28 protein-coding genes are annotated in these 19,844 nt (G+C 70.7%); 17 read left to right on the top strand and 11 right to left on the bottom strand.

Going from position 1 to position 19,844, the window contains the following annotated elements:
- Positions 1-169: 169 nt before the first annotated feature.
- The 4 genes from ASH02_RS22640 to ASH02_RS22625 are packed head-to-tail and all read left to right on the top strand — an operon-like array spanning position 170 to position 2,519.
- On the top strand, positions 170-913 hold the full coding sequence (locus ASH02_RS22640; RefSeq protein WP_056891742.1) for a DinB family protein: 744 nt from the start codon (positions 170-172) through the stop codon (positions 911-913).
- Complete coding sequence (locus tag ASH02_RS22635) at positions 906-1,421, top strand: GNAT family N-acetyltransferase (protein ID WP_268793392.1); 516 nt, start codon at positions 906-908, stop codon at positions 1,419-1,421. The genes ASH02_RS22640 and ASH02_RS22635 overlap by 8 nt, the downstream gene beginning before the upstream one ends.
- A 14-nt stretch (positions 1,422-1,435) precedes the next feature.
- On the top strand, positions 1,436-1,924 hold the full coding sequence (locus ASH02_RS22630; RefSeq protein ID WP_235530141.1) for a GNAT family N-acetyltransferase: 489 nt from the start codon (positions 1,436-1,438) through the stop codon (positions 1,922-1,924).
- 52 nt (positions 1,925-1,976) lie between these two features.
- Positions 1,977-2,519, top strand: coding sequence for a DinB family protein (locus ASH02_RS22625; RefSeq protein WP_200950091.1), 543 nt, complete (start codon positions 1,977-1,979; stop codon positions 2,517-2,519).
- A 10-nt stretch (positions 2,520-2,529) separates the two neighbouring features.
- On the opposite strand, the gene ASH02_RS22620 is transcribed toward ASH02_RS22625, so the two are convergent.
- Both ASH02_RS22620 and ASH02_RS26745 read right to left on the bottom strand, forming a co-directional pair.
- Positions 2,530-2,943: a hypothetical protein gene (locus tag ASH02_RS22620; protein ID WP_056891635.1), complete on the bottom strand. Its 414-nt coding sequence runs from the start codon at positions 2,941-2,943 to the stop codon at positions 2,530-2,532.
- A 74-nt stretch (positions 2,944-3,017) separates the two neighbouring features.
- On the bottom strand, positions 3,018-3,179 hold the full coding sequence (locus ASH02_RS26745) for a hypothetical protein (protein ID WP_200950090.1): 162 nt from the start codon (positions 3,177-3,179) through the stop codon (positions 3,018-3,020).
- Positions 3,180-3,210: 31 nt separating this feature from the next.
- Between ASH02_RS26745 and ASH02_RS22615 the strand changes: the two genes are divergently transcribed.
- The 3 genes from ASH02_RS22615 to ASH02_RS22605 are packed head-to-tail and all read left to right on the top strand — an operon-like array spanning position 3,211 to position 5,193.
- Positions 3,211-3,876: a hypothetical protein gene (locus tag ASH02_RS22615; protein ID WP_056891634.1), complete on the top strand. Its 666-nt coding sequence runs from the start codon at positions 3,211-3,213 to the stop codon at positions 3,874-3,876.
- Between the two features lie 43 nt (positions 3,877-3,919).
- Entirely contained in the window at positions 3,920-4,477 is a 558-nt protein-coding gene (locus ASH02_RS22610; RefSeq protein ID WP_056683727.1) for a DinB family protein, read from the top strand.
- Positions 4,474-5,193: an alpha/beta fold hydrolase gene (locus ASH02_RS22605; RefSeq protein ID WP_056891633.1), complete on the top strand. Its 720-nt coding sequence runs from the start codon at positions 4,474-4,476 to the stop codon at positions 5,191-5,193. The genes ASH02_RS22610 and ASH02_RS22605 overlap by 4 nt, the downstream gene beginning before the upstream one ends.
- Here ASH02_RS22605 and ASH02_RS22600 read toward each other — a convergent pair.
- Complete coding sequence (locus ASH02_RS22600; RefSeq protein ID WP_056891632.1) at positions 5,171-5,788, bottom strand: class I SAM-dependent methyltransferase; 618 nt, start codon at positions 5,786-5,788, stop codon at positions 5,171-5,173. The genes ASH02_RS22605 and ASH02_RS22600 overlap by 23 nt on opposite strands.
- 97 nt (positions 5,789-5,885) lie before the next feature.
- On the opposite strand from ASH02_RS22600, the gene ASH02_RS22595 reads away from it, so the two are divergent.
- Entirely contained in the window at positions 5,886-6,710 is an 825-nt protein-coding gene (locus ASH02_RS22595; RefSeq protein ID WP_057295487.1) for a dienelactone hydrolase family protein, read from the top strand.
- Between the two features lie 18 nt (positions 6,711-6,728).
- Here the strand turns inward: ASH02_RS22595 and ASH02_RS22590 are convergent, their stop codons facing one another.
- From ASH02_RS22590 to ASH02_RS22580, 3 genes are read right to left on the bottom strand one after another with little or no spacing between them, the layout of a single operon-like run.
- Positions 6,729-7,010 (bottom strand): hypothetical protein, encoded by a 282-nt coding sequence (locus tag ASH02_RS22590; protein ID WP_056683716.1) that lies wholly within the window; start codon positions 7,008-7,010, stop codon positions 6,729-6,731.
- A 60-nt stretch (positions 7,011-7,070) separates the two neighbouring features.
- Positions 7,071-7,484 carry a VOC family protein gene (locus tag ASH02_RS22585; protein ID WP_056683713.1) on the bottom strand — a complete coding sequence of 138 codons (414 nt, stop codon included), beginning with the start codon at positions 7,482-7,484 and terminating at the stop codon, positions 7,071-7,073.
- A gap of 10 nt (positions 7,485-7,494) precedes the next feature.
- A complete protein-coding gene (locus ASH02_RS22580; RefSeq protein ID WP_082620985.1) occupies positions 7,495-8,070 on the bottom strand; it encodes a TetR/AcrR family transcriptional regulator in 576 nt (191 codons plus the stop codon).
- 64 nt (positions 8,071-8,134) lie between these two features.
- Here ASH02_RS22580 and ASH02_RS22575 point away from each other — a divergent pair, with 64 nt between their 5' ends.
- The gene (locus ASH02_RS22575) at positions 8,135-8,815 is read left to right on the top strand and encodes a lysophospholipid acyltransferase family protein (RefSeq protein ID WP_057295486.1); all 681 of its coding nucleotides are present in this window, start codon (positions 8,135-8,137) and stop codon (positions 8,813-8,815) included.
- On the opposite strand, the gene ASH02_RS22570 is transcribed toward ASH02_RS22575, so the two are convergent.
- Positions 8,812-9,762: a helix-turn-helix transcriptional regulator gene (locus ASH02_RS22570; protein ID WP_057295485.1), complete on the bottom strand. Its 951-nt coding sequence runs from the start codon at positions 9,760-9,762 to the stop codon at positions 8,812-8,814. The two genes, ASH02_RS22575 and ASH02_RS22570, sit on opposite strands and share 4 nt — an antisense overlap.
- A gap of 54 nt (positions 9,763-9,816) precedes the next feature.
- Here ASH02_RS22570 and ASH02_RS22565 point away from each other — a divergent pair, with 54 nt between their 5' ends.
- Positions 9,817-10,386: a GNAT family N-acetyltransferase gene (locus tag ASH02_RS22565; protein WP_057295484.1), complete on the top strand. Its 570-nt coding sequence runs from the start codon at positions 9,817-9,819 to the stop codon at positions 10,384-10,386.
- Positions 10,383-11,504 (top strand): DNA glycosylase AlkZ-like family protein, encoded by a 1,122-nt coding sequence (locus ASH02_RS22560; RefSeq protein ID WP_057295483.1) that lies wholly within the window; start codon positions 10,383-10,385, stop codon positions 11,502-11,504. Before ASH02_RS22565 ends, ASH02_RS22560 begins: the two co-directional genes overlap by 4 nt.
- Before the next feature lie 77 nt (positions 11,505-11,581).
- Here the strand turns inward: ASH02_RS22560 and ASH02_RS22555 are convergent, their stop codons facing one another.
- The gene (locus ASH02_RS22555) at positions 11,582-12,073 is read right to left on the bottom strand and encodes a GNAT family N-acetyltransferase (RefSeq protein ID WP_057295482.1); all 492 of its coding nucleotides are present in this window, start codon (positions 12,071-12,073) and stop codon (positions 11,582-11,584) included.
- A 19-nt stretch (positions 12,074-12,092) separates the two neighbouring features.
- Here ASH02_RS22555 and ASH02_RS22550 point away from each other — a divergent pair, with 19 nt between their 5' ends.
- From ASH02_RS22550 to ASH02_RS22535, 5 genes are all read left to right on the top strand, one after another.
- Positions 12,093-12,875, top strand: a complete 783-nt coding sequence (locus ASH02_RS22550; protein ID WP_082620984.1) for a glycoside hydrolase family 25 protein — start codon at positions 12,093-12,095, stop codon at positions 12,873-12,875.
- A gap of 40 nt (positions 12,876-12,915) precedes the next feature.
- The gene (locus ASH02_RS22545; RefSeq protein WP_200951163.1) at positions 12,916-14,262 is read left to right on the top strand and encodes an MFS transporter; all 1,347 of its coding nucleotides are present in this window, start codon (positions 12,916-12,918) and stop codon (positions 14,260-14,262) included.
- Between the two features lie 19 nt (positions 14,263-14,281).
- Entirely contained in the window at positions 14,282-14,431 is a 150-nt protein-coding gene (locus ASH02_RS26275) for a hypothetical protein (RefSeq protein ID WP_156409837.1), read from the top strand.
- A 30-nt stretch (positions 14,432-14,461) separates the two neighbouring features.
- Positions 14,462-15,511, top strand: a complete 1,050-nt coding sequence (locus ASH02_RS22540; protein ID WP_056683693.1) for an NAD(P)-dependent alcohol dehydrogenase — start codon at positions 14,462-14,464, stop codon at positions 15,509-15,511.
- 124 nt (positions 15,512-15,635) lie between these two features.
- On the top strand, positions 15,636-16,046 hold the full coding sequence (locus ASH02_RS22535; protein WP_056683690.1) for a VOC family protein: 411 nt from the start codon (positions 15,636-15,638) through the stop codon (positions 16,044-16,046).
- 1 nt (position 16,047) lies between these two features.
- Here the strand turns inward: ASH02_RS22535 and ASH02_RS22530 are convergent, their stop codons facing one another.
- A complete protein-coding gene (locus tag ASH02_RS22530; protein ID WP_156388752.1) occupies positions 16,048-16,464 on the bottom strand; it encodes a hypothetical protein in 417 nt (138 codons plus the stop codon).
- Positions 16,461-17,033, bottom strand: coding sequence for a GNAT family N-acetyltransferase (locus tag ASH02_RS22525; protein WP_056683684.1), 573 nt, complete (start codon positions 17,031-17,033; stop codon positions 16,461-16,463). The genes ASH02_RS22530 and ASH02_RS22525 overlap by 4 nt, the downstream gene beginning before the upstream one ends.
- 74 nt (positions 17,034-17,107) lie before the next feature.
- Between ASH02_RS22525 and ASH02_RS22520 the strand changes: the two genes are divergently transcribed.
- Positions 17,108-18,955 (top strand): penicillin-binding transpeptidase domain-containing protein, encoded by a 1,848-nt coding sequence (locus ASH02_RS22520; RefSeq protein WP_056683682.1) that lies wholly within the window; start codon positions 17,108-17,110, stop codon positions 18,953-18,955.
- Positions 18,956-19,376: 421 nt separating this feature from the next.
- Here the strand turns inward: ASH02_RS22520 and ASH02_RS22515 are convergent.
- A partial coding sequence (locus tag ASH02_RS22515; protein ID WP_162262617.1) for an HNH endonuclease signature motif containing protein occupies positions 19,377-19,844 on the bottom strand: 468 nt, incomplete at its 5' end.

Genomic DNA, 19,844 nt, shown 5'->3' with positions numbered 1-19,844 from the left:
GTGACCACTCGGTCTGCTGAGTCGATTGGCCCCTTCTACCCATCGCAGAGCGAGCCAATCGGCCCAGCAGGCGCAGTGGAGGTCCTGCTTCTTCCAGCCCGGAGGGAGTACGACCACGAGGAGCGGTACCGGACGCGATTCGTCCTGCTTGGGTTCTAGCGTGGGCGACATGACCAGCTTCGAGAACCAGGACCTCAGTGGTGCCACCTTCCACAACGTCGACCTGAGCCGGTCGAGGCTGCGCGACGTCGATCTCACCGGCACCGTCATGCGCGGCGTCGAGCTGGTGGACGTGGACATCGACGGGGAGATCTCGGATCTGCGCATCAACGGCGTCGACGTCGTCCCGCTGGTCGAGGCCGAGCTCGACCGCCGTCATCCCAACCGGGTCAAGATGCGGCCGACCGATGCCGCCGGGTTCCGCGACGGCTGGGACGTCGTCCAACGGATGTGGGCGGGCACCGTCGACCGCGCGCGCGGCCTGGATCCCGACCTGCTGCACGAGTCGGTCGACGGCGAGTGGTCGTTCATCCAGACCCTGCGCCACCTCGTCTATGCCACCGACTGCTGGGTCAACCGGGTGCTGCTCGGCGACCCGAGGCCGTTCCACCCGCTCGACCTGCCGTGGGATGGCGCGACGCCGCATCCCGAGGTGCCGTGGGACCTCAACGTCCGGCCCTCGCTCGACGAGGTGCTCGCGGTGCGGGCCGAACGCCAGGCGACGGTGCGCCGGGTGCTCGACGAGCTGACCGACGAACAGCTGGCCGCCGAGACCACGCCCGTGGACGGGCCGGGCTGGCCGCCCGCGCGTGCGTTCCCGTTCGCCGAACCGCTGCGGATCGTGCTCAACGAGGAGTGGCAGCACCGGTTGTACGCCGAGCGCGACCTCGACGTCCTCCAGTCGCGTGGTTGAGCGGGAGCCGTCGTCGTCCGAGCGGCCGTCGTCCGAACGGCTCCGGTTCCGCGAGATGACCATCGACGACCTCGACGCGATGAGCGACCTGCTCGGCGACCCCGAGGTGATGGCCCACTACCCACGCCCGAAGACCCGGGCCGAGGCGCAGGCGTGGGTCGAATGGAATCTGGCCAACTATGCGCGCGACGGCTTCGGGCTCTGGATCATCGAAGACCTCGAGGGGCGCTTCGTCGGGGACTGCGGCCTGACCTGGCAGCGCGTCGAGGGCCGGGAGGACCTCGAGATCGGCTACCACGTCGTGCCCGCGATGCAGGGTCGCGGACTGGCCAGCGAGGGTGCCCGGGCCTGCCGCGAACTGGCGCGCCGACGTGGCATCGAGCGGTTGATCGCGATCGTGCATCCCGACAACCGGGCCTCGCAACGGGTCGCCGAGAAGTGCGGGTTGGTGCTGGAGCAGGAGTTCGGCGACCAGCGGTTCCGGGTGTACGCCGCCGCGCTACCGTGATGCAGGATGGGCGTGTGACCCTCGCCCTCCTCGATCTTCCGAACGGGCCGGTCGAACTGGCCCGGGCTACTGCCGCCGACCTCGACGCGCTCGTCGCCCTGATCGCCGACGACGCCATCGCCCGGAGTCGCGGCGACTCCGCCGACGCGGGCCTTGGCGCGGCGTACGCCGACGCGTTCGCGGCCATCGACCGGGACCGGGCGCAGCTTCTCGTCGTCGGCCGCGCCGGCGAGCAGGTCGTCGCCACCATGCAGCTCTCGTTCATTCCCGGCCTGTCCCGACAAGGCGCCACCCGCCTGCAGATCGAGGCCGTGCGGGTGGCCGAATCCCAACGGGGGAGCGGACTCGGGTCGGCGATGATCCGCTGGGCTCTCGACGAAGGTCGACGTCGTGGAGCAGCGCTCGCGCAGCTCACCTCGGACAGCGCGCGGCCCGAGGCGCACACCTTCTACGAGCGCCTCGGCTTCGCGGCGACCCACGTGGGGTTCAAGCAGCAACTGTGAGCGGGCGAAATGTCCTTGCACGCAGAACCCGCATGGGGGCAGGCTCCTGACCATGAGCGACATGTGGACCGACCCCGCCGAGGACCCCCGCACCTACGGCAACCCGGTCGGCGAGAAGGCGACCCTGCAGGAATACCTCGCCAACTACCGCCTCACCCTCGAGCTCAAGTGCCAGGGCCTCACCCCGGAGCAGCTCGCGGCCCGCTCCGTGCCGCCCAGCACGATGAGCCTGCTCGGCCTGGTGCGGCACATGGCGAGTGTCGAGAACAACTGGTTCCACCGCGTGCTCGAGGGACACCGCGACGACCCGCGCCTCTACCGGAGTGAGGACGACCGTGACCTGGACTTCAACGGTGCCGTGGCCGACCAGGCCGTCGTTGATGACGCGTTCGCCACCTGGAAGGCCGAGATCGCAAAGGCCGAGGCCTGGGTGGAGGCCGTCGCCGAGGCCGACCTCGGGCGCGAGGTGCCACTGGGCAAGGACGACAAGGTCAGCATCCGCGACGTGCTCGTGCACATGGTCGAGGAGTACGCGCGCCATGCCGGCCACGCTGATCTGTTGCGCGAGTGCATCGACGGTCGCACCGGGCAGTAGCAGGGTTGCGTCAGGCGGCGCGTGCGGCCGGTGGCATGCGGCGTACGACGCCGGGCGCGGCGACGAACATGGCCACCAGGCGCTCGCCGAACGCGCGGGAGCAGGCCGCGCGCCAGTCTTCGTCGTCGACCGTGAGGTCTTCGCCACCCCGTCGGCCGCGTGCGACCACGACGTGGCCGTCGTCGTCCTTCACCATCTGGGCCAGATGCTCGAAGAACTCCTCGCCGCCGGTCGGCCCGGTGTGCAACGGCACGTCACCGACCACGATCGGCTGCAGCAGTCGATGGTCGGCGTCGAGCAGGAGCAGCACCAGGCAGCCGCACACGCGGTCGTGCTCGGAGACGAACAGGTCGACGACGTCGGGGAGCAGGTCCGGAGTGAGGGGGTGGTCGCCCCAGGACGCTGGCAGGTCTGTGAAGGTCATGCCGACAAGGCTGCAACAGATCGACGGGTCGCCGCTCGCGTCATCCACAGGCACGTGCCGACCCGGCCCAGGGCTCAGGCGTCGCGCGCCTCGGCGTACCGCTCATGGAGCCGCGAGCGCACCTGCTCGGGCGTGTAGGCGCGGCGCACGCGCTCGTGCCGCGCGATCGCGGCACCGGTCGCCGCGACGCCGGCGACACCTGCGAGTCCGAGCCACTTCCACCAACGCTTCGCCATGTCCTGAACCCTAACCGGGCAGACTGGCCCCGTGCTCGACATCGACGAGGCAGTCAAGCTGACCCGCACCGGCGACCTGTGGCTCTTCCGCGGTCGTACGGCGGCCGACCGCGCGATCCGCACGTTGACCAACGCGCCGGTCAACCACGTCGGCATGGCGGTGGTGATCGACGACCTGCCACCGCTGATGTGGCACGCCGAGCTGAGCAAGCACCTCCTCGACCACTGGAGCGGCGGCCACCACCGCGGCGTACAGCTGCACGACCTCGGTGACGCGGTCCGCCGCTGGCGCGACGTCTACGGCCAGGCCTCGTGGTTGCGCCAGCTCAGCCCCGAGGTCGGCCGCGCCGAGGAGGACTCGGTGCTGCGCACGATCGCCCGGCTCGACGGCGTCTCGTTCCCGAGCACGGCGATGCTCGCGAAGCGGTGGCTGCGTGGCCGTGACGGCTACCAACCACGCAGGAAGCGCGGCCAGCGCGTGCGCCCCGAGGCGGCCTTCTGTGCCGAGACCGTGGCCCTGACTCTCCAGGAGATGGGCGTGCTCGAGGACGACCGCAAGGCGATCTGGTACGACCCTGGAACGTTCTGGAGCGGCGCCTACCTGCCGCTGCGCGAGGGTTGGTCGTACGGCGGGGAGCTGCAGGTGGGCGACGAGCCGAAGGGCCCGGCGCCGAGCAGCCGCACCCGCTGGCGCTGATTGCGGAACCCGACCGTCCGGAACCAGCCCTAGGTTGGCCGACATGACAGACGACCGACCCTGGGAACCGCCCCTCGCGGGCACCGAAGCCGAGGCCGTGATCGGTGCGCTCGACCGGTTGCGTGCCACGTTCCGCTGGAAGGCGGACGGCCTCGACGCCGCCGGGCTCGACCACCGGATCCCGTCGTCCTCGATGTCGCTCGGCGGGCTGCTCAAGCACCTCGCCGCGGTCGAGGACTACTACTTCACCGTCAAGATGACCGGCGACGCCATCGGGGAGCCGTGGGAGAGCTCCGACTGGGACGGCATGAACGACTGGGAGTTCGACTCGGCCGCCGCCGACAGCCCGCAGGAGCTCTACGCGTTGTGGGAGGGAGCCGTCGAACGCTCCCGCGAACGCGTTGCGAAGGTGCTGGCCCGGGGCGGGCTCGACCAACCCGTCGCGGCAGCCGACTCCGACGGGCAACACGCCAACCTGCGCCGCATGCTGTGCGACCTGATCGAGGAGTACGGCCGCCACACCGGCCATGCCGACCTGCTGCGCGAGGCGGTCGACGGCGTGGTCGGCGAAGACCCGCCCAACGGATGGAGAGCGTCATGAAGATCGTCCTGGTTCCCGGGCTCTGGCTCAACGCCCACACGTGGGACGCCGTGACCCCGCACCTCGAGGCCGCCGGCCACTCCGTGCAGGCACTGACGCTGCCCGGCATGGAGAGCAAGGACGCCGACCGCTCGGGCATCACGTTGGCCGACCACGTGGCCGCCGTGGTCGCCGCCCTCGACGCCGCCGACGAGCCGGTGCTGCTGGTCTGCCACTCGGCCGGCTGCGGCATCGGTCACTGCGCGATCGACGCCCGACCCGACCGGGTGGCGCGAGTGGTGCACGTTGGCGGGTTCCCCAGTGCCGAGGGCGAGGCGCTGCTGGGCAGCCTGCCCGCGGTGGACGGCGAGGTGCTGATGCCCGACTGGGCCGAGGTGGGCGAGGACGCCAACATCGTCGACTTCGACGGAGCGGCCCTGGCGCGCTTCTACGCCGACGCGATCCCCGCACCGGCCCGGGTCCTGAAGGACCCGGTGCACCTCGTCGACGAGCGCCGCCTCGCGGTGCCGGTCACCGCGGTCTGCCCCGAGTACACCGCCGCCGACCTGCGCGCCTGGGTCGACTCGGGCGACCTGCCCGAGCTGTCGGGCGCCGCCGAGGTGGACTACGTCGACCTGCCCGGCGGGCACTGGCCGCAGCTCACCCAGCCCGAAGCGCTCGCGCGGGTGATCCTCGACGCCGCCGCCGAACGGGTCAGCCCGGTCGCCGGGCCCTGAGCACGAGGTCGGTGTGATGGTGCGCGCCGGGCCCTTCCGGCGCCGTACGCGCGCGCCGGCCCTGCTGCTCGACGACCCAGCCGGCGTCGGTGACGGCGTCCACGAGGTGCTCGTGGCCGACGTACGCCTCGGGGTCGAAGCCGTGCTCCAGCGCCCGCTCCCGGTCCACGTCGGCGTGGTGTACGACGAGCAGGGTGCCGCCGGGAGTCACCAGTGAGAGCAACCGGTCGACGTTGGCGCCGTCCGCACGCTCGAGCGCCGGGTAGAACGAGATGACCAGGTCGTAGGACGCGGTGGGAGCATCGGCCAGCCCGGTGTGCAGCCAGGCCACCTGCGCCCCGTCCGACTCCGCTGCGGCGCGGGCGCGGTCGAGGGCCGTGCCCGAGACGTCGAGCGCGGTCACCTGCCAGCCCCGGGAGGCCAGCCAGATGGCGTCGGCGCCCTCGCCGCAGCCGACGTCGAGCGCCGTACCGGCGGGGAGGTCGGAGGCCTCACGCACCAGCGCCTCGTTCGGATTGCCGCTCCACACCGGGGCGGCGCCTGCGTAGTGCACGTCCCAGTCGGGCGTCTCGTGATCGTGGTGGTGACCGCTCATGGTGCAACGGTCCCACGTGGCCCGAGCCGGTTAGAGTGCGGGCGCAGACATGGCAGGCAGCGGCAGCCGACACTTCAGCCGACCGAATGGGGCGCAGATGAGCGACGACGCTTTGGCCGACTTCGACAAGGAGACCTTCGGCCACGGAGGCACCGAGCACCGGGTCTATCGCTCGGGCAGCGGACCGGCGGTGATCGTGATCGCCGAGATCCCCGGCATCACCCCGAAGGTGGTCGAGTTCGCCCGCACGGTGCGCGAGGAGGGCTTCACCGTCGTCCTGCCGCACCTGTTCGGAGTGCCGGGCCGCGACCCGAACCCGCCGGCGCACGGCTGGGCCGGCACCGTGGCGACCGGCGCCCGTGCCTTCGGCCGGGTCTGCGTCAGCCGCGAGTTCAGCCTCTTCGCGACGGGCCGGACCTCGCCGGTGGTGACCTGGCTGCGTGCGCTGGCCGCCCACGAGCACGAGCGCTGTGGAGGCCCGGGTGTCGGCGCGGTCGGGATGTGCCTGACCGGCGGCTTCGCGCTGGCGATGGCGACCGACGAACGCATGCTCGCTCCCGTGCTGTCGCAACCGTCCCTTCCGCTGACCGTGATCCCGGGCCGCAAGCGTGGCACCGACATCTCGGCCGACGACCTGGCCGTGGTCAGGCAGCGCTGCGTGGCCGGTGACCTCACGGTGATGGGCCTGCGCTTCCGCAGTGACAAGCTGGTCTCCGACGAGCGCTTCGACTGGTTGCGCGCGCAGCTCGGTGACGCGTTCGTCGCGGTCGAGCTCGACGACGAGGACGCCAACCCCGAGGGGCTGCTGCCGCCGCACTCGGTGTTGACCGAGCACCTCATCGACGAGCCGGGCACCCGCACGCGCGCCGCACTCGACGACGTCCTCAAGCTGTTCCGGACCAGGCTGCTGCCCGGAGCCTGACGCGCCGACCCGGTTGCGTCAGGAGTAGCGGTGGCTCTTGGCCGAGTGGCCCTGCTCGCGGGTGCAGGTGCGACCGCTCATGTTGCGGTGCCCGCAGAGGGCCTCTTCCTGGGGGGCTTCGGTCGCCACGGGTTCGTCGGCCGGGCTCTCGACCTTCTTGACCGCGGCGCGTTCGGGCGCGGCGTTCGGCGCCACAGCGGGGCGCGCGGCCGCCTTGCCGGCCGCGGACTGCTTGGCGCGGGCGGCGGCCGCTTCATAGCGGGCTTCGCGCATCTTGCGCAGGTCATCCATCTTGCTCATCGTTGGCTCACGAGGTCGACTCTAGTGCCCGCCACCGACGACCCGGTCCGGCCGGTCGGCTCAGCCGACGAAGACGCAGAACGGGTGCCCCGCGGGGTCGGCCAGCACGTACAACGGCTCGCCCTCCTCGTCCGTGCGATCGAGCAGGACCCGTGCGCCGAGTGCCACCGCCCGCTCCACGTGGTGCTCGAGCTCCTCGCGAGTCGGCACGGTGAAGTCGACGTGCAGCTGCATCGGCACGTCGTGCGCGGGCCACGTGGTCGGCTCCAGCCGCTCGACCTCCTGGAACGCCAGCTTGCGGGCGCCGTCGTCATCGACCAGCACCAGCCAGTCCTCTTCATCCGGAGAGCCATCGGTCGGTGGCTCGTCCCCGGGGCGGTAGCTCAGGCCGAGCAGCTCGCGGTAGAACTCGGCCAGTCCGCGCACGTCCGTGGTGTCGAGCACCGTGTGCAGGAGCTGCGGAAACTCAGCCATGCCGTCGAGACTATCGGGCCCCAGCGGCAGGGACGAGCGCGTCGACCAGACGGGCCAGGGCGGGGGCCGGATCGTCGGCGCCCGAAGTGGCCCCCGGAGCGGCGGCCTCGACAGCCCGTCGGGAGAAGAGCACTGCCACCCCGTGCACGCCGGCCCACAGGGACAGGGCGTCGACCGGTTCGACCTCTCGACCACTCACGCGCGACATGGCGGCGCGCAACGAGTCGAACCAGCTGGCGGTGACGCCTCGCAGCTCGCCTCCGGCTCCTTCGAGAAGGTCGTGCCTGGTGATCAGCTCGAACATGTCCGGCCGCTGCATCGCGAAGTCGACGTACGCCTGCGCCGCGTTGCGCACCCCGGTGGCGCCGCGGGCCCGCTTCAACGCGGGGGCGAGCAGTGCGTCGAGGTCGTCGACACCGCGTCTTGCCACGGCACCCAGCAGTGCGGCGTACGTCGGGAAGTGGCGACGTGGCGCGCCGTGCGAGACGCCGGCCTCACGGGCGATGGTGCGCAGTGTCAGCTCCGCGAGGCCGTCGCGCTCGAGCAGGCGTACGCCGGCATCGACGAGATCGTCCTTGGTGGCCATGTAGACAGTGTCAACAAGAATGCGGCACACTGTCCAGTAGACACTGTCTACTTCTGGAGGGCCCGTGATCTTCTGGTTGCTCAAATGGGTGCTGCTCGGTCCGGTGGTGCGGCTCTTCGCCCGGCCGGTGGTGATCGGCCGGCAGCACCTGCCCGCCGACGGCCCCGTCATCCTGGCGCCCAGCCACCACGCCGAGATCGATTCGCTGGTGCTCTCGCTGGTCAGCCCGCGACGCCCGACCTTCGTCGCCAAGCGGGAGTACTTCGACGCCGCGACCCTGCGTGGTCGAGCCGACCGCTGGCTGTGCACCGTCACCGGCCAGATCGCCCTCGACCGCAACGGCGGGGACGCGGCACTGCGCGCACTGGACGCCGCTCGCGAACTGCTGTCGAACGGCGGTGTCTGGGCGATCTACCCCGAGGGCAGGCGTTCCCCGGACGGCCGACTTCACCGGGGCCACACGGGGGTGATGCGGGTGGCGCTCAGCGTGCCGGAGGTGGTCGTGATCCCGGTCGGCCTCCACGGAACCGCCGCCGTGGACGCACCCGGACGCCGCGGCTGGCGGAGGGGGCGGGTGCGAGTCACCTTCGGCGCGCCGCTCGATCTCGACCGCTGGCGTCTCACTCCTGACGACCCCACCGCGTGGCGTGCCGCGACCGACCACCTGATGGGCGAGATCCGCGCGCTCACGGGGCAGGAGTACGTCGACGGCTACGCGGAGCGACGCCTGCCCGAGGCCGGCTAGCCCTGCGTCGCGGCCAGCATCCGCTCGGCGACCTTGCGGGCGGCGGCCCGCACCTCGTCGCCGCCCACGATGCGGTAGGGCACGGAGAGACCGGCCAGCGCCTCGGCGTACATCCACGGGTTGCTGGTGGTGCCGGTGAGCCGGGTGGTCGCCTCGTCGATCGCCTCGAGACTGCCGAGCGCCCGCGGGAACCAGATCGACGCCAGCGGTGCGTCGATCACCACGTCGACCTCGAACTCCCACCCGACCGAGAGGTGCTTCTCGAGCTCGGCCACCGGGTCGAGGTCGGGGCGCGGCGTGAACGTCGCCTCGAGCTGCTCGACAGCGCGGACCCGGTCGACGCGCAGCGTGCGGATGCTGTCGCGGTCGACCAGGCGGCAGAGGAGGTACCACCGCCCGTGGCGTACGACGACCGCCCACGGCTCGGCCTCACAGGTCCACTCCGTGCCGGCCTCGCTGCGATAGTCGAGCCGCACCACGTGGTGGTCGGAGACCGCCTCGACCAGTGCGGTCGTCGTACCGGGGTCGGGGCGGGCGGCGGAGCGGTCGGGCACCGGAGCCGCGGCCCGGCGTACGGACTCGGCCTGGGCAGCGACCGGTTCGGGCAGGGCCCGCACGATCTTGCCCAGTGCACTGCCGACCGGCTCGGTCGGGTCGCCCGCGCGGTGGTGCCCGTCGAGCACGGCCATCACGACTCCGAGCGCCTCGGTGGCGGTGAAGGTGAGGGGCGGCAGGCGCAGCCCGCGGCCCACGCGGTAGCCGCCGTAGGGCCCGCGCTCGGACTCCACCGGGATGCCGGCCTCGCGCAGGATGTCGACGTAGCGGCGCACGGCCCGGTCGGAGACGCCGAGGCGTTCGGCCAGTCGGCGTGCGGTGATTCCCGGCTGGCTCTGGAGCAGCTCGAGGGTCAGGAGGGCGCGCGCGGTGGGACTGACATCGGTCTGCATGAGCCGCTCCGGTTCAGGAAGGAGAACGTCCGCTACCGACTCTAGTGTCGCCGTGTGACGATCACGATCCGCCCGGCGCACGACTTCGACGACACCGCGACCATGCTCGGGCCGAAGAACCCGACGTCGTCCGTCTGCTTCTGCCTGAGCCACCGCATCCCGGCCAGGGTCAACCGGTCGCTGGTCGGCCCTGAGCGTGGAGAGTTCGTCCGCGAGCTGTGCGCGAAGAAGGTGGCCCCCGGCGTGCTGGCCTACGACGGCGACGAGGTCGTCGGATGGGCGGCGGTGGCGCCGAAGGCGGACCTGCCGTTCGCGACGTCCCGCAAGATCCCGCAGCTCGACGACCTGCCGGTCTGGTCGATCTGGTGCATCCGCGTCCGGCCGGGGCACCGCGGACGCGGCGTGGCCCGCCACCTCATTCCCGGTGCGGTCGACTACGCGGTGGCTCAGGGGGCGCCGGCCCTCGAGGGCTACCCGGTCGACAACGGGGACGAGAAGGTCGACCTGACCATGGCCTACGTCGGCACCCGCAGGCTGTTCGAGGCCGCGGGCTTCACCGTGGCCTCGCCGACCGACTCGGTCTCGGGCGGCTTCCCTCGGGTGCTGATGCGGCTGGTGCCATGAGCGCCGAACAGGCGCCCGTCGAGCTCAGTGCCCGCGACGCCCGCCGGATCGCCGTGCGCGCACAGCTGCTCGACGCACCACAGCGGGTCGACCTCCTCGAGGTGGTGCGCCACCTGACCGTCGTGCAGAACGACCCGGCCAGGCCGGTCGCCCCGAGCGCGGAGATCGTGGCGTGGAGCCGTCTCGGATCGGCGTACGAGCTGGGCGACCTGGAGCGGCTGACGACCACCGGAGTGGTCATCGAGCTGCACAACATGCTGCGTCCGGCCGAGGACATCGGGCTCTTCCGGGCCGAGATGGGGGCCTGGCCCGGGCGCGGGCCGCTCAAGCCGTGGCAGGAGGACGTGCGCGACTGGGTCGAGGCCAACGACGAGTGCCGGCGCGACATCCTCGAGAGCCTGCGCGGCGACGGACCCCTGCCCGCGAGCCAGCTGCCCGACACCACCGTCGTGCCGTGGCAGTCGAGCGGGTGGAACAACGACCGCAACGTGCGGCGACTGCTCGACATGATGGTGGCCCGCGGCGAGATCGCCGCCGCCGGCACCGAGGGCCGCGAACGCGTGTGGGACCTGGCCGAGCGCATCTACCCCGACGGCCCGGTCGTGCCCTTCGACGAGGCAGCCCGCACCCTCGGCGAGCGGCGCCTGCGGGCCCTGGGCGTCAGCCGTGCGAAGGGGCAACAGATCCCCAACGAGACCAACGACGTGGGGCAGGTCGGCGTACCGGCCGTCATCGAGGGAGTGCGCGGGAAGTGGCGCCTCGACCCGGCGTACCTCGACCTGGTCGGCGCCGACGGTGGCTTCACCGGCCGCACGGTGCTGCTCTCGCCGATCGACCGGCTGGTGATCGACCGGAAGCGGATGACCGAGATCTTCGACTTCGACTACCAGCTCGAGATGTTCAAGCCGGCCGCCAAGCGGCGCTGGGGCTACTGGGCGATGCCGATCCTGTACGACGACCGCCTGGTCGGGAAGCTGGACGCCACCGCAGACCGTGAGGCCGGCGTGCTGCGCGTGGACGCCGTGCACGAGGACGGCTCCTGGACGCCGGGCATGCGCGCCGACGTCCAGGAGCAGATCGACACCTTGGCCGCGTTCCTCGGACTGGCGCGGGTGTGACCCTGCACGTCTGCACGAAATGGTTGCGGATGTCGCTGGTGACAACCGCATCGTGCAGACGCGGACGCCGACGAGGCTCAGCGCAACGGTTTGACGAACCGGTGGCACGGCGTGGGGATCGGACCGTCCGGGCCCTTGGCGGCGTGGTCGAAGACGCCCTCGTCGCGCCAACCCTGGCGCCTGTAGAACGCCTGCGCGCGGTCGTTGCCGGGCACCACGGCCAGCCAGGCCCGGTCGTGCCCGGCCGCCGCGATCCGGTTCTCTGCGTGCGTCAACAGGGCCGCGGCGACGCCACCACCGCGCTCGCCGGGGTGGACGAAGATGTGGTCGACGGCGTCGTCGGCGACCATGACGAACCCGACCACCCGGCCGTCGATCTCGGCGACGGCCGTGTCGGCCACTCGATCGGCGGTGCAGTGCAGGAAGTACTCCGACGGTCGGGCGGCGACGAGTGCGTCGGGCACCCGGCCGGCATGGGCCTCGGCCCAGCCCGGCTCCCAGATCGCGGCGACGACCGGCACGTCGGCGTGGGTGGCGGGGCGCAGCAGTGGCGTGTCTTCGGCGGCCATGGGTGTCAATCTATGACCCATGACGAAGGACGTGAGGCGACTGGTGGCGCCGCTCGCACTCTGCGCGGCGTTGGCCGGGTGCGGTGGCGGCAGCGCTTCGGGAGATGCGTCGGATGCGCCCGACACCTCGCCGCCTAGCGCGACCGCTTCGCAGACAACGGAGACGTCGACGGAATCGCCGAGCGCGTCGACTCGGTCGGAGGACGGGTCGAAGGAAGGGTCAGAGAAACGGGCCACCAACCTGCGCGGCATCGACGTCTCCCACCACCAGGGCGCCATCGACTGGCCGCGCGTGGCCGCCGACGGCATCGACTTCGCCTACCTGAAGGCCACCGAGGGCAGCGGGTTCACCGACGACCGCTTCGCGACCAACGCCCGCGAGGCCAGGGCGGCCGGGCTGAGGGTCGGCGCCTACCACTACTACACGCTGTGCGCCCGGCCCGAGGCCCAGGCCGACCACTTCGTGGCCACGCTGCAACCGGCCCGCACGAACCTCCCGCCCGTCGTCGACCTGGAGCTGATCGGCAACTGTGACCCGCCGCCGGTGAAGGCAGGGCTCCGGGCCGACGTGGTGACCTTCATCGAGCGCGTGGAGGCCGCCACCGGCACGAAGATCGTCGTCTACTTCCACCCCGACTTCGAGGCGCACTACGCGCTGGTCGCCGACCTGGACCGCCGCCTGTGGGTACGACGAGTGGGCACGAAGGCACCACCCGGTGACTGGGTCATCTGGCAGCGCGACGACCACGGATCCGTCGACGGCGTGGACACGCCGGTAGACGTGGACGTGATGCGCCGATAACAAGTGGATCACCGGCCCCGCCACCACCGATGATGGACCGGTGACCTCCCCGGACCAGATGACCCTGCGGTCCTTCTGGGCAGCACTTCCCACCCCCGCGCGCTGGCTGCTCGCCTCGACGGTCTTCCAGGTGCTGGGGCGTGGCCTCACCCTGCCGTTCACGATCATCTACCTCCACGAGGTGCGCGACCTCACCCTCGACGTGGCCGGCACGATGATGGGCCTGGCCTTCGCGGTGGCGCTGGTGCTCACCCCGCTGGCCGGCAGCCTCACCGACCGGCTCGGTGCACGGATCATGGTGATGATCGGCAGCGCCGCGCAGAGCGTGGGCGTCGCGATCCTCGCCTTCGCCGACGACATCCCGACCGTGGCGCTGGCCATGGTGTTCGTCGGCATCTGCAACGCCGGCGGCTGGTCGGCGTTCAACGTGCTGATCTCCTCGCTCGTCGACGGCCCGGTCAGGGTGCAGTACTTCGGCATCAACTTCGCCCTGATCAACCTCGGCATCGGGCTCGGAGGCGTGGTGGGTGGAGTGTTCGTCGACGTACACCGCCCGGAGACGTTCACCACGATCTTCCTGGTCGACGCGGTCTGCATGCTGATCCCGATCGGCCTGATGCTGGGGCCGCTGCGCCACGTGCACGGCCGCAGCGAGACGCCGGAGGACGAGGTCGACACCAAGGTCTCCTACCTCACCCTGCTGCGTCGGCCCGGCGTGCTCCACCTGGTGCTGATCGGGTTGGTCTTCTCGTTCGTCGGCTACGGCCAGATGGAGGCGGGGTTCCCGGCGTTCGCCCGTCAGGTCAGTGAGGTCTCCACCCAGGTGATCGGCTGGGCGTTCGCGGTCAACACCGTCGTGATCGTGGCGTTCCAGTTCTTCGTGCTGCGCCGCATCGAGGGGCACCGGCGCACGCGGGTCGTCGTACTCATGGCCGCGATCTGGGCCGTGTCCTGGCTGGTGCTCGGTGCCACCGCCCCGTTCGCCGGCACCCTCACCGCGGCCACGATGGTGCTGGTCTTCCACGCACTGTTCGCCAGTGGAGAGACCCTGCTCCAGCCGACCCTGCCGGCGATCACCAACGACCTCGCTCCTGCGCACCTGCGCGGCCGCTACAACGCCCTCACGTCGGGTGCGTTCCAGCTGGGCGCGGTGGTCGGACCGCTGGTCGCCGGGTTCCTGCTGCGCCACCACCTGGGCAGCGCGTTCATCGGCGTACTCCTGGCCGGGTGTGCGGTGCTGGCCGTGGTCGCCGTACGCCTCGAGCGACAGATCTCGCCCGAGGTGAACGGCGTCGGCGGTGGCGGGGGAGACGACGTGCCACCGGTGCCTCCCACGGTCGTGGATCCGGCCCTGACCGACCCCGCCGTGACCGACCCCGGGCGCTGATCGGGCGGAGAGTCGCGTCATGGGACGGCCGCGGGGCCGTCTCCTCGACATGTGCAGAATTTCTCGGGACGGCAATCTCCTCGAAACGCTCCACCGTGAGCGCCTGGTCCTGGCCGGTGTCGCGGTCAACGTAGCCACGGTGGTGATGGTCGTGATCCACCACTCCTGAGGCGTTGAATGCGTGGTTAGTGTGGGGAGCATGCCTACCACCACCACTGCACTCCAGGCCGCCAGCGCCGGCGCCCCGTTCGAGGTCGCCGAGGTCCCCGTCCGCGACCTGCGCGACGACGACATCCTCATCGACATCGCGTACGCCGGCATCTGCCACTCCGACATCCACCAGGTGCGCGAGGAGTGGGGCAAGGCGATCTTCCCGATGACTCCCGGACACGAGATCGCCGGCGTCGTGTCGGCGGTCGGCTCGGGTGTCACCAAGCACAAGATCGGCGACCGGGTCGGCGTCGGCTGCATGGTCGACTCGTGCGGCGAGTGCGAGTACTGCAAGGACGGCGAGGAGCAGTACTGCCTCAAGGGTGCGGTGATGACCTACAACGGCACCGGCTACGACGGCGAGGAGACCAAGGGCGGCTACGCCAAGCAGGTCGCTGTCTCCGAGCGGTTCGTCTGCTCGATCCCCGACGGCATCGGCCTCGACGAGGCTGCGCCCCTGCTGTGCGCCGGCATCACGACCTGGGCACCGCTCAAGCGCTGGGGCGTCGGCCCGGGCAGCAAGGTCGCCGTCATCGGACTCGGCGGGCTCGGCCACATGGGCGTGAAGTTCGCGGCCGCCCTCGGCGCCGAGGTCACGGTGCTCTCCCGCAGCGACGCCAAGGCCGATGACAGCGCGGCCCTGGGCGCGACCGCACACGTCGCGACCGCCGACCCACTCAAGCTCAAGAAGCTGCGCGGCAGCTTCGACGTCGTGCTCAACACGGTCAGCGCCGACCTCGACCTCAAGCACTACATCGCGCTGCTCAAGCCGCTCGGCGCCCTGGTCAACGTGGGCATGCCGCCGTCGGCGTGGTCGATCCCTCCGGGCTCGGTCATCGGCGGATCCCGCGTCGTCGCGGGGTCCAACATCGGCGGCATCCAGGCCACCCAGGACATGCTCGACTTCTGCGCCGAGAAGGGAATCGGGGCCAGCGTCGAGACCGTTGCCGCCGCTGAGGTCGACGCGGCGTACGAGCGGGTCGTCGCCGGTGACGTGCGCTACCGGTTCGTCATCGACACCGCCACGATCGGGGCCTGAGCGCCGAGCGCACGATCTCTGTCGCGGTCTTCGCGGCCTGCGACAGAAATCGTGCGCTCGAGCGATTCCACGTGTCGGTCCCGGGGTCTAACGTCGGGAGCAACCCGACTTCCCTGGAGGAGACATGGCTTCCCTGCTCACCCCGTATCTCAGTTTCGACGGCAACGCCCGCGAGGCATTGGAGTTCTACCGCGACGTGTTCGGCGGCGAGCTCGACATCAACACGTTCGGCTCGCTCGGCCACCCCGATGCACCCGAGGCCGACCTGGTCATGCACGGTCAGCTCGAGACTGCGGCCGGCTTCACGATGATGGGCGCAGACACCCCGCCCGGCATGACCTACGAGGCGCCGGCAGGCATCACCGTGATGCTCAGCGGCGACGATGAGTCACTCCGCACCCAGTGGGCCAGGCTCGCCGACGGCGGCACGGTCGGCACCGAGCTGGCCACGCAGGTGTGGGGCGACGAGTACGGCGACCTGGTCGACAGGTTCGGCACTCCCTGGGGCTTCAACATCAGCGCCCGGAGCGAATGAGTCAGAGGTGGTCCGGCACGATGAACGCGTCGGGGTCCTGACGGATCGGCATCGCCAGCACGCCGATCTCGACCATCATCGCGGTGGCCTTCACCAACGCCTTCTGCTTGCGTGAGGAGAGCCCGTCCCACGCGCCGGGGCGGCGGTGGTCCATCAGCTGACGGGTGCCGGCAGTGGCTGCCTCGGCGTACTCCTCGGGGGTGAACTGCGGCGGCGAGCCGACCGTCGGCCGCTCCGGGAGCGCGATCAACGCGGTCAGGATCATCTCGCCGGCGGCCGCGCGGTGGTGGTACTTCTCGATCTTCGACAGCGCCTGCCAAGCCTCGTCGTGGTTGCGCTTCAGGGGCCGCGAGGCGGCGAAGACCTTCTGACCGACTGCGTCGACGGCCTCGGTCATCTCTCGTTCGGTGAACTTCATCGGGCCCTCCATTCCTCGTCGAGGATCGCGTAGAGCAGCCCGTCGCGCCACTCGCCGTCGCGATGCAACGAATCCTTCACGGTGTGTGACTCCCTTCGCATGCCGAGACGCTCCATCAGCCGCCAGGACGCCTCGTTCTCGGCGAAGCACTCGGCAGTGACCCGGCGCAGCCCGAGCTGGTCGAAGCAGACTCCCATGGCGGCGGCGACCGCCTCGGTGGCGTAGCCCTTGCCGCCGTGGTCGGGATGGAGGGACCACCCGAGCTCGGCCTGGGTGCCCGCGGCGAGCTCACGGACCTCGACCTGGCTCCACGGGTCGTTGACCCGCAGCATCAGGTCGCCGATGATCTCGCCGTCCAGCTCGATGACGAGGGTGAGGTCGATGGAGTCCGGCTCGACGAAGCGGCGCACGTAGTCGTCGTAGTCGGTGGCTGCACGGGTGATCCAGAGGCTCACCTCCGGCAGGTGCCGGAACTCCCAGGTCGCGTCGGCGTCCGCGAACGTGGCGGGGCGCAACGTCAGGCGATCGGTGCGCACGGGCCAGTCGATGCGGTCGAAGGTGCGGGCCATGGAGACATCATGCCGAACCTGCGCAAGCGAAATTCCCGGCGACGCCGTCAGGACCCGGCTGACATGATCTGCGCATGCGCACCGCTGCTCTCGGGATCTCGTTGCTGTTGTTGTTGCCGACCGCGTGTTCGTCCGACGGGGACGACGACGCCCAGGGAGTCGCCGACGACCTGGCCGCGGGGTTGACCCAGAAGAAACTTTCCGACGTGGCGTTCACCGGCGCCGACCCGACCGAGGAGTACGCCGAGGTGATCGGCGGACTGGGCGATGCCCCGCTCGAGGTGAAGGCTGCCGAGCCGGACCTCGACGGTGACACGGGCTCGGTCGCACTGACCTGGACGTGGGACGTCAAGGGCAACGAATGGTCTTACCGGTCAACGGCCGCGCTGGAGAAGAGCGGCGACGACTGGCAGGTGGCCTGGGACCGCGCCATCGTGGAGCCCTCGCTGACCGACAAGGAGGTGCTCGAGGTCGACACGCTGCTGCCCTCCCGTGGCGCGATCCTCGGGCCGCAGGAAGCCCCGATCGTCGTCGAGCGCGACGTCGTCAAGCTCGGCCTCGACAAGTCCACCCTGACGAAGGCCGAGGAGCTGGCCAGCGCCCGGGCCATTGCCCAGGTCCTCGACCTCGACGTGAAGTCCTTCGTGGCACGCACCAAGGCCAGCGGGGACAAGGCGTTCGTCGAGGCGTTGGTGCTGCGCAAGTCGGCCGCGGCAGACCTGCCCCCGACGTACGGTGAGATCAAGGGCGCCGTGGCGATCGGCTCACAGCGCCCGCTGGCCCCGACCAAGGAGTTCGCCGCCCCGATCCTCGGCACCGTCGGCGAGGCCACCGCCGAGGCGATCGAGAAGTCCGAGGGACGCCTCTCGGCCGGTGACCTCACCGGGCTCTCCGGACTGCAGGCGAGGTACGACGAACAGCTGTCGGGCAAGGCCGGCGTGCAGATCGAGGCGGTGGCCGGCAAGGGCAGCGAGCGGGAGCTCTTCACGACGAAGCCGGTCAACGGTGAGCCGCTGGTGCTGACCCTCGACTCGGGCCTGCAGATGAGGGCCGAGCAGGTCCTCGCACAGACCAGGCCGGCCAGCGCGATCGTCGCGATCGACCCGAAGAACGGCGACATCCTCGCCGCCGCGAGTGGCCCCGGCTCGAAGGGCATCAACACCGCGACGTTCGGGCAGTACGCACCCGGCTCGACGTTCAAGGTGGTCACCGCGCTGGCACTGCTGCGTGCCGGCCTGACCCCGGACACGACCGTGCCGTGCACCTCGACGCTGGTCGTCGACGGCAAGACGTTCAAGAACTACGACGACTACCCGGCCGGACACATCGGCGACATCCCGTTCCGTGAGGCCTTCGCCCAGTCCTGCAACACCGCCTTCATCGCCGAGCGCGACCGGTTGAAGAAGGGCGACCTGGCGCAGGCCGCCGCAGCCCTCGGCCTCGGCGTCGACCACGACCTCGGCTTCCCGGCCTACTTCGGGCAGGTGCCGGATCCGACCAGCGAGACTGGCAAGGCGGCGGACCAGATCGGCCAGGGCACGGTGCTCGCCTCCCCGATGGCGATGGCGACGGTGGCTGCGTCGGTGCGCGCCGGACGCACGGTTCTTCCGCGGTTGATCACCGGCCACAAGGTCACCCAGATCGAGCCCGAGGTGCCGCTGACCGCCCGCGAGGCGGACCAGTTGCGCGAGCTGATGCGGGGCGTGGTCACCGACGGTTCGGGTTCGTTCCTCGCCGGGCTGCCAGGCGAGGTGATGGCCAAGACCGGCACCGCGGAGTACGGCACCGGCGACCCGCTTCCCACGCACACCTGGATGATCGCGTCGACGAAGGACCTCGCCCTGGCGGTGTTCGTGGAGACCGGCGAGTCCGGCTCGGCGACCGCCGGCCCCCTGCTGACCGCCTTCCTCCAAGCTCGATAGTCAGGCTTGCCTCGGTCGCTCAAGGGTCTGCGGTCTCGTATTCGCGCGGGCGTCGGGGCTGTTGTTTCCGTGGTGGGTGCTTGTCGTCCAGACGACGATCGGGAGTCGTCAGCCACCTCGGAAGGCCGTGCTTGCGACGCCGTGCGCTTCTCGGTGGTTGAGAAGGCGCGCCAGCGCCGTCTCGAACCATGCATGGATCGGTGGTTGAGGAGGTCGCTCTGGCGACCGTCCCGAAACCAGGCCCGGTCAGGGCAACAGGGCCAGGCGGGCGGTGAGGACGGCGGGTGGGGCCGGGTGTGGGCGTGGCGGTAGCCCCGGCCACCGTGTTGTGGTGGCGGGGCTTGCGCTGGTGGTGCTGTGGGGCCGGTGCTGCTTGTGCTGTTCCCGACATTGCCCGCGGATGAGGCTGCAGGTGTCGGGTTCAGTTGGTGGGGAGTTCGATGGTCCCGTGGGTGGTGACCAGCCAGGTCCGGCGGTATTGGTTGGTCCAGGTATAGGTGCCGTCCTTGTTGCGGACGTAGGACCATCTGCCGTGGGTTTTGGCGAGGTGATGTCGTCGACACAACGGGGCAAGTCTGTCGGGGCTGGTCTGGCCCGGTGGCCCGGTGTCGTCGTAGGCGGTGATGTGGTCGAGGTCGCAACGCCTCGAGTCAACCGAACAGTGTGGGAAGACGCAGTTTCGGTCGCGGGTGAGGACTTGTTCGCGCATGGCTTCGGGTGGGTCGTGCTGGTCGACGGCCCAGGTCTGGTTGGTGTCGATGACTGGGGTGAGGGTGGCGTCGGGTCCGAGGTCTCGGATCCAGTCGAGAATCTTCTCCGCGGTGACGGCGCCGAACAGGTTCGTCTCCGCCATCCCCGGCGCCGGCTCGTGGCCACCGGTGCCTGCGGA

The organism is Nocardioides sp. Soil796, from assembly GCF_001429525.1.
GTDB lineage: Bacteria > Actinomycetota > Actinomycetes > Propionibacteriales > Nocardioidaceae > Nocardioides.
Note: the sequence above shows the minus strand (reverse complement) of the source record. Positions and strands in the feature narration are given on the sequence as shown.

Bases quoted from the DNA above. Each gene is read 5' to 3' on its own strand.
- ASH02_RS22585 (WP_056683713.1), bottom strand. From the start codon at position 7,484: ATGGCTGAGTTTCCGCAGCTCCTGCACACGGTGCTCGACACCACGGAC.
- ASH02_RS22580 (WP_082620985.1), bottom strand. From the start codon at position 8,070: ATGGCCACCAAGGACGATCTCGTCGATGCCGGCGTACGCCTGCTCGAG.
- ASH02_RS22570 (WP_057295485.1), bottom strand. From the start codon at position 9,762: ATGCAGACCGATGTCAGTCCCACCGCGCGCGCCCTCCTGACCCTCGAG.
- ASH02_RS22640 (WP_056891742.1), top strand. From the start codon at position 170: ATGACCAGCTTCGAGAACCAGGACCTCAGTGGTGCCACCTTCCACAAC.
- ASH02_RS22600 (WP_056891632.1), bottom strand. From the start codon at position 5,788: ATGAGCGGTCACCACCACGATCACGAGACGCCCGACTGGGACGTGCAC.
- ASH02_RS22550 (WP_082620984.1), top strand. From the start codon at position 12,093: ATGACGAAGGACGTGAGGCGACTGGTGGCGCCGCTCGCACTCTGCGCG.
- ASH02_RS22610 (WP_056683727.1), top strand. From the start codon at position 3,920: ATGACAGACGACCGACCCTGGGAACCGCCCCTCGCGGGCACCGAAGCC.
- ASH02_RS22595 (WP_057295487.1), top strand. From the start codon at position 5,886: ATGAGCGACGACGCTTTGGCCGACTTCGACAAGGAGACCTTCGGCCAC.
- ASH02_RS22625 (WP_200950091.1), top strand. From the start codon at position 1,977: ATGAGCGACATGTGGACCGACCCCGCCGAGGACCCCCGCACCTACGGC.
- ASH02_RS22530 (WP_156388752.1), bottom strand. From the start codon at position 16,464: ATGAAGTTCACCGAACGAGAGATGACCGAGGCCGTCGACGCAGTCGGT.
- ASH02_RS22605 (WP_056891633.1), top strand. From the start codon at position 4,474: ATGAAGATCGTCCTGGTTCCCGGGCTCTGGCTCAACGCCCACACGTGG.
- ASH02_RS22520 (WP_056683682.1), top strand. From the start codon at position 17,108: ATGCGCACCGCTGCTCTCGGGATCTCGTTGCTGTTGTTGTTGCCGACC.
- ASH02_RS22525 (WP_056683684.1), bottom strand. From the start codon at position 17,033: ATGGCCCGCACCTTCGACCGCATCGACTGGCCCGTGCGCACCGATCGC.
- ASH02_RS22590 (WP_056683716.1), bottom strand. From the start codon at position 7,010: ATGAGCAAGATGGATGACCTGCGCAAGATGCGCGAAGCCCGCTATGAA.
- ASH02_RS22560 (WP_057295483.1), top strand. From the start codon at position 10,383: ATGAGCGCCGAACAGGCGCCCGTCGAGCTCAGTGCCCGCGACGCCCGC.
- ASH02_RS22535 (WP_056683690.1), top strand. From the start codon at position 15,636: ATGGCTTCCCTGCTCACCCCGTATCTCAGTTTCGACGGCAACGCCCGC.
- ASH02_RS22540 (WP_056683693.1), top strand. From the start codon at position 14,462: ATGCCTACCACCACCACTGCACTCCAGGCCGCCAGCGCCGGCGCCCCG.
- ASH02_RS26275 (WP_156409837.1), top strand. From the start codon at position 14,282: ATGGGACGGCCGCGGGGCCGTCTCCTCGACATGTGCAGAATTTCTCGG.
- ASH02_RS26745 (WP_200950090.1), bottom strand. From the start codon at position 3,179: ATGGCGAAGCGTTGGTGGAAGTGGCTCGGACTCGCAGGTGTCGCCGGC.
- ASH02_RS22620 (WP_056891635.1), bottom strand. From the start codon at position 2,943: ATGACCTTCACAGACCTGCCAGCGTCCTGGGGCGACCACCCCCTCACT.
- ASH02_RS22555 (WP_057295482.1), bottom strand. From the start codon at position 12,073: ATGGCCGCCGAAGACACGCCACTGCTGCGCCCCGCCACCCACGCCGAC.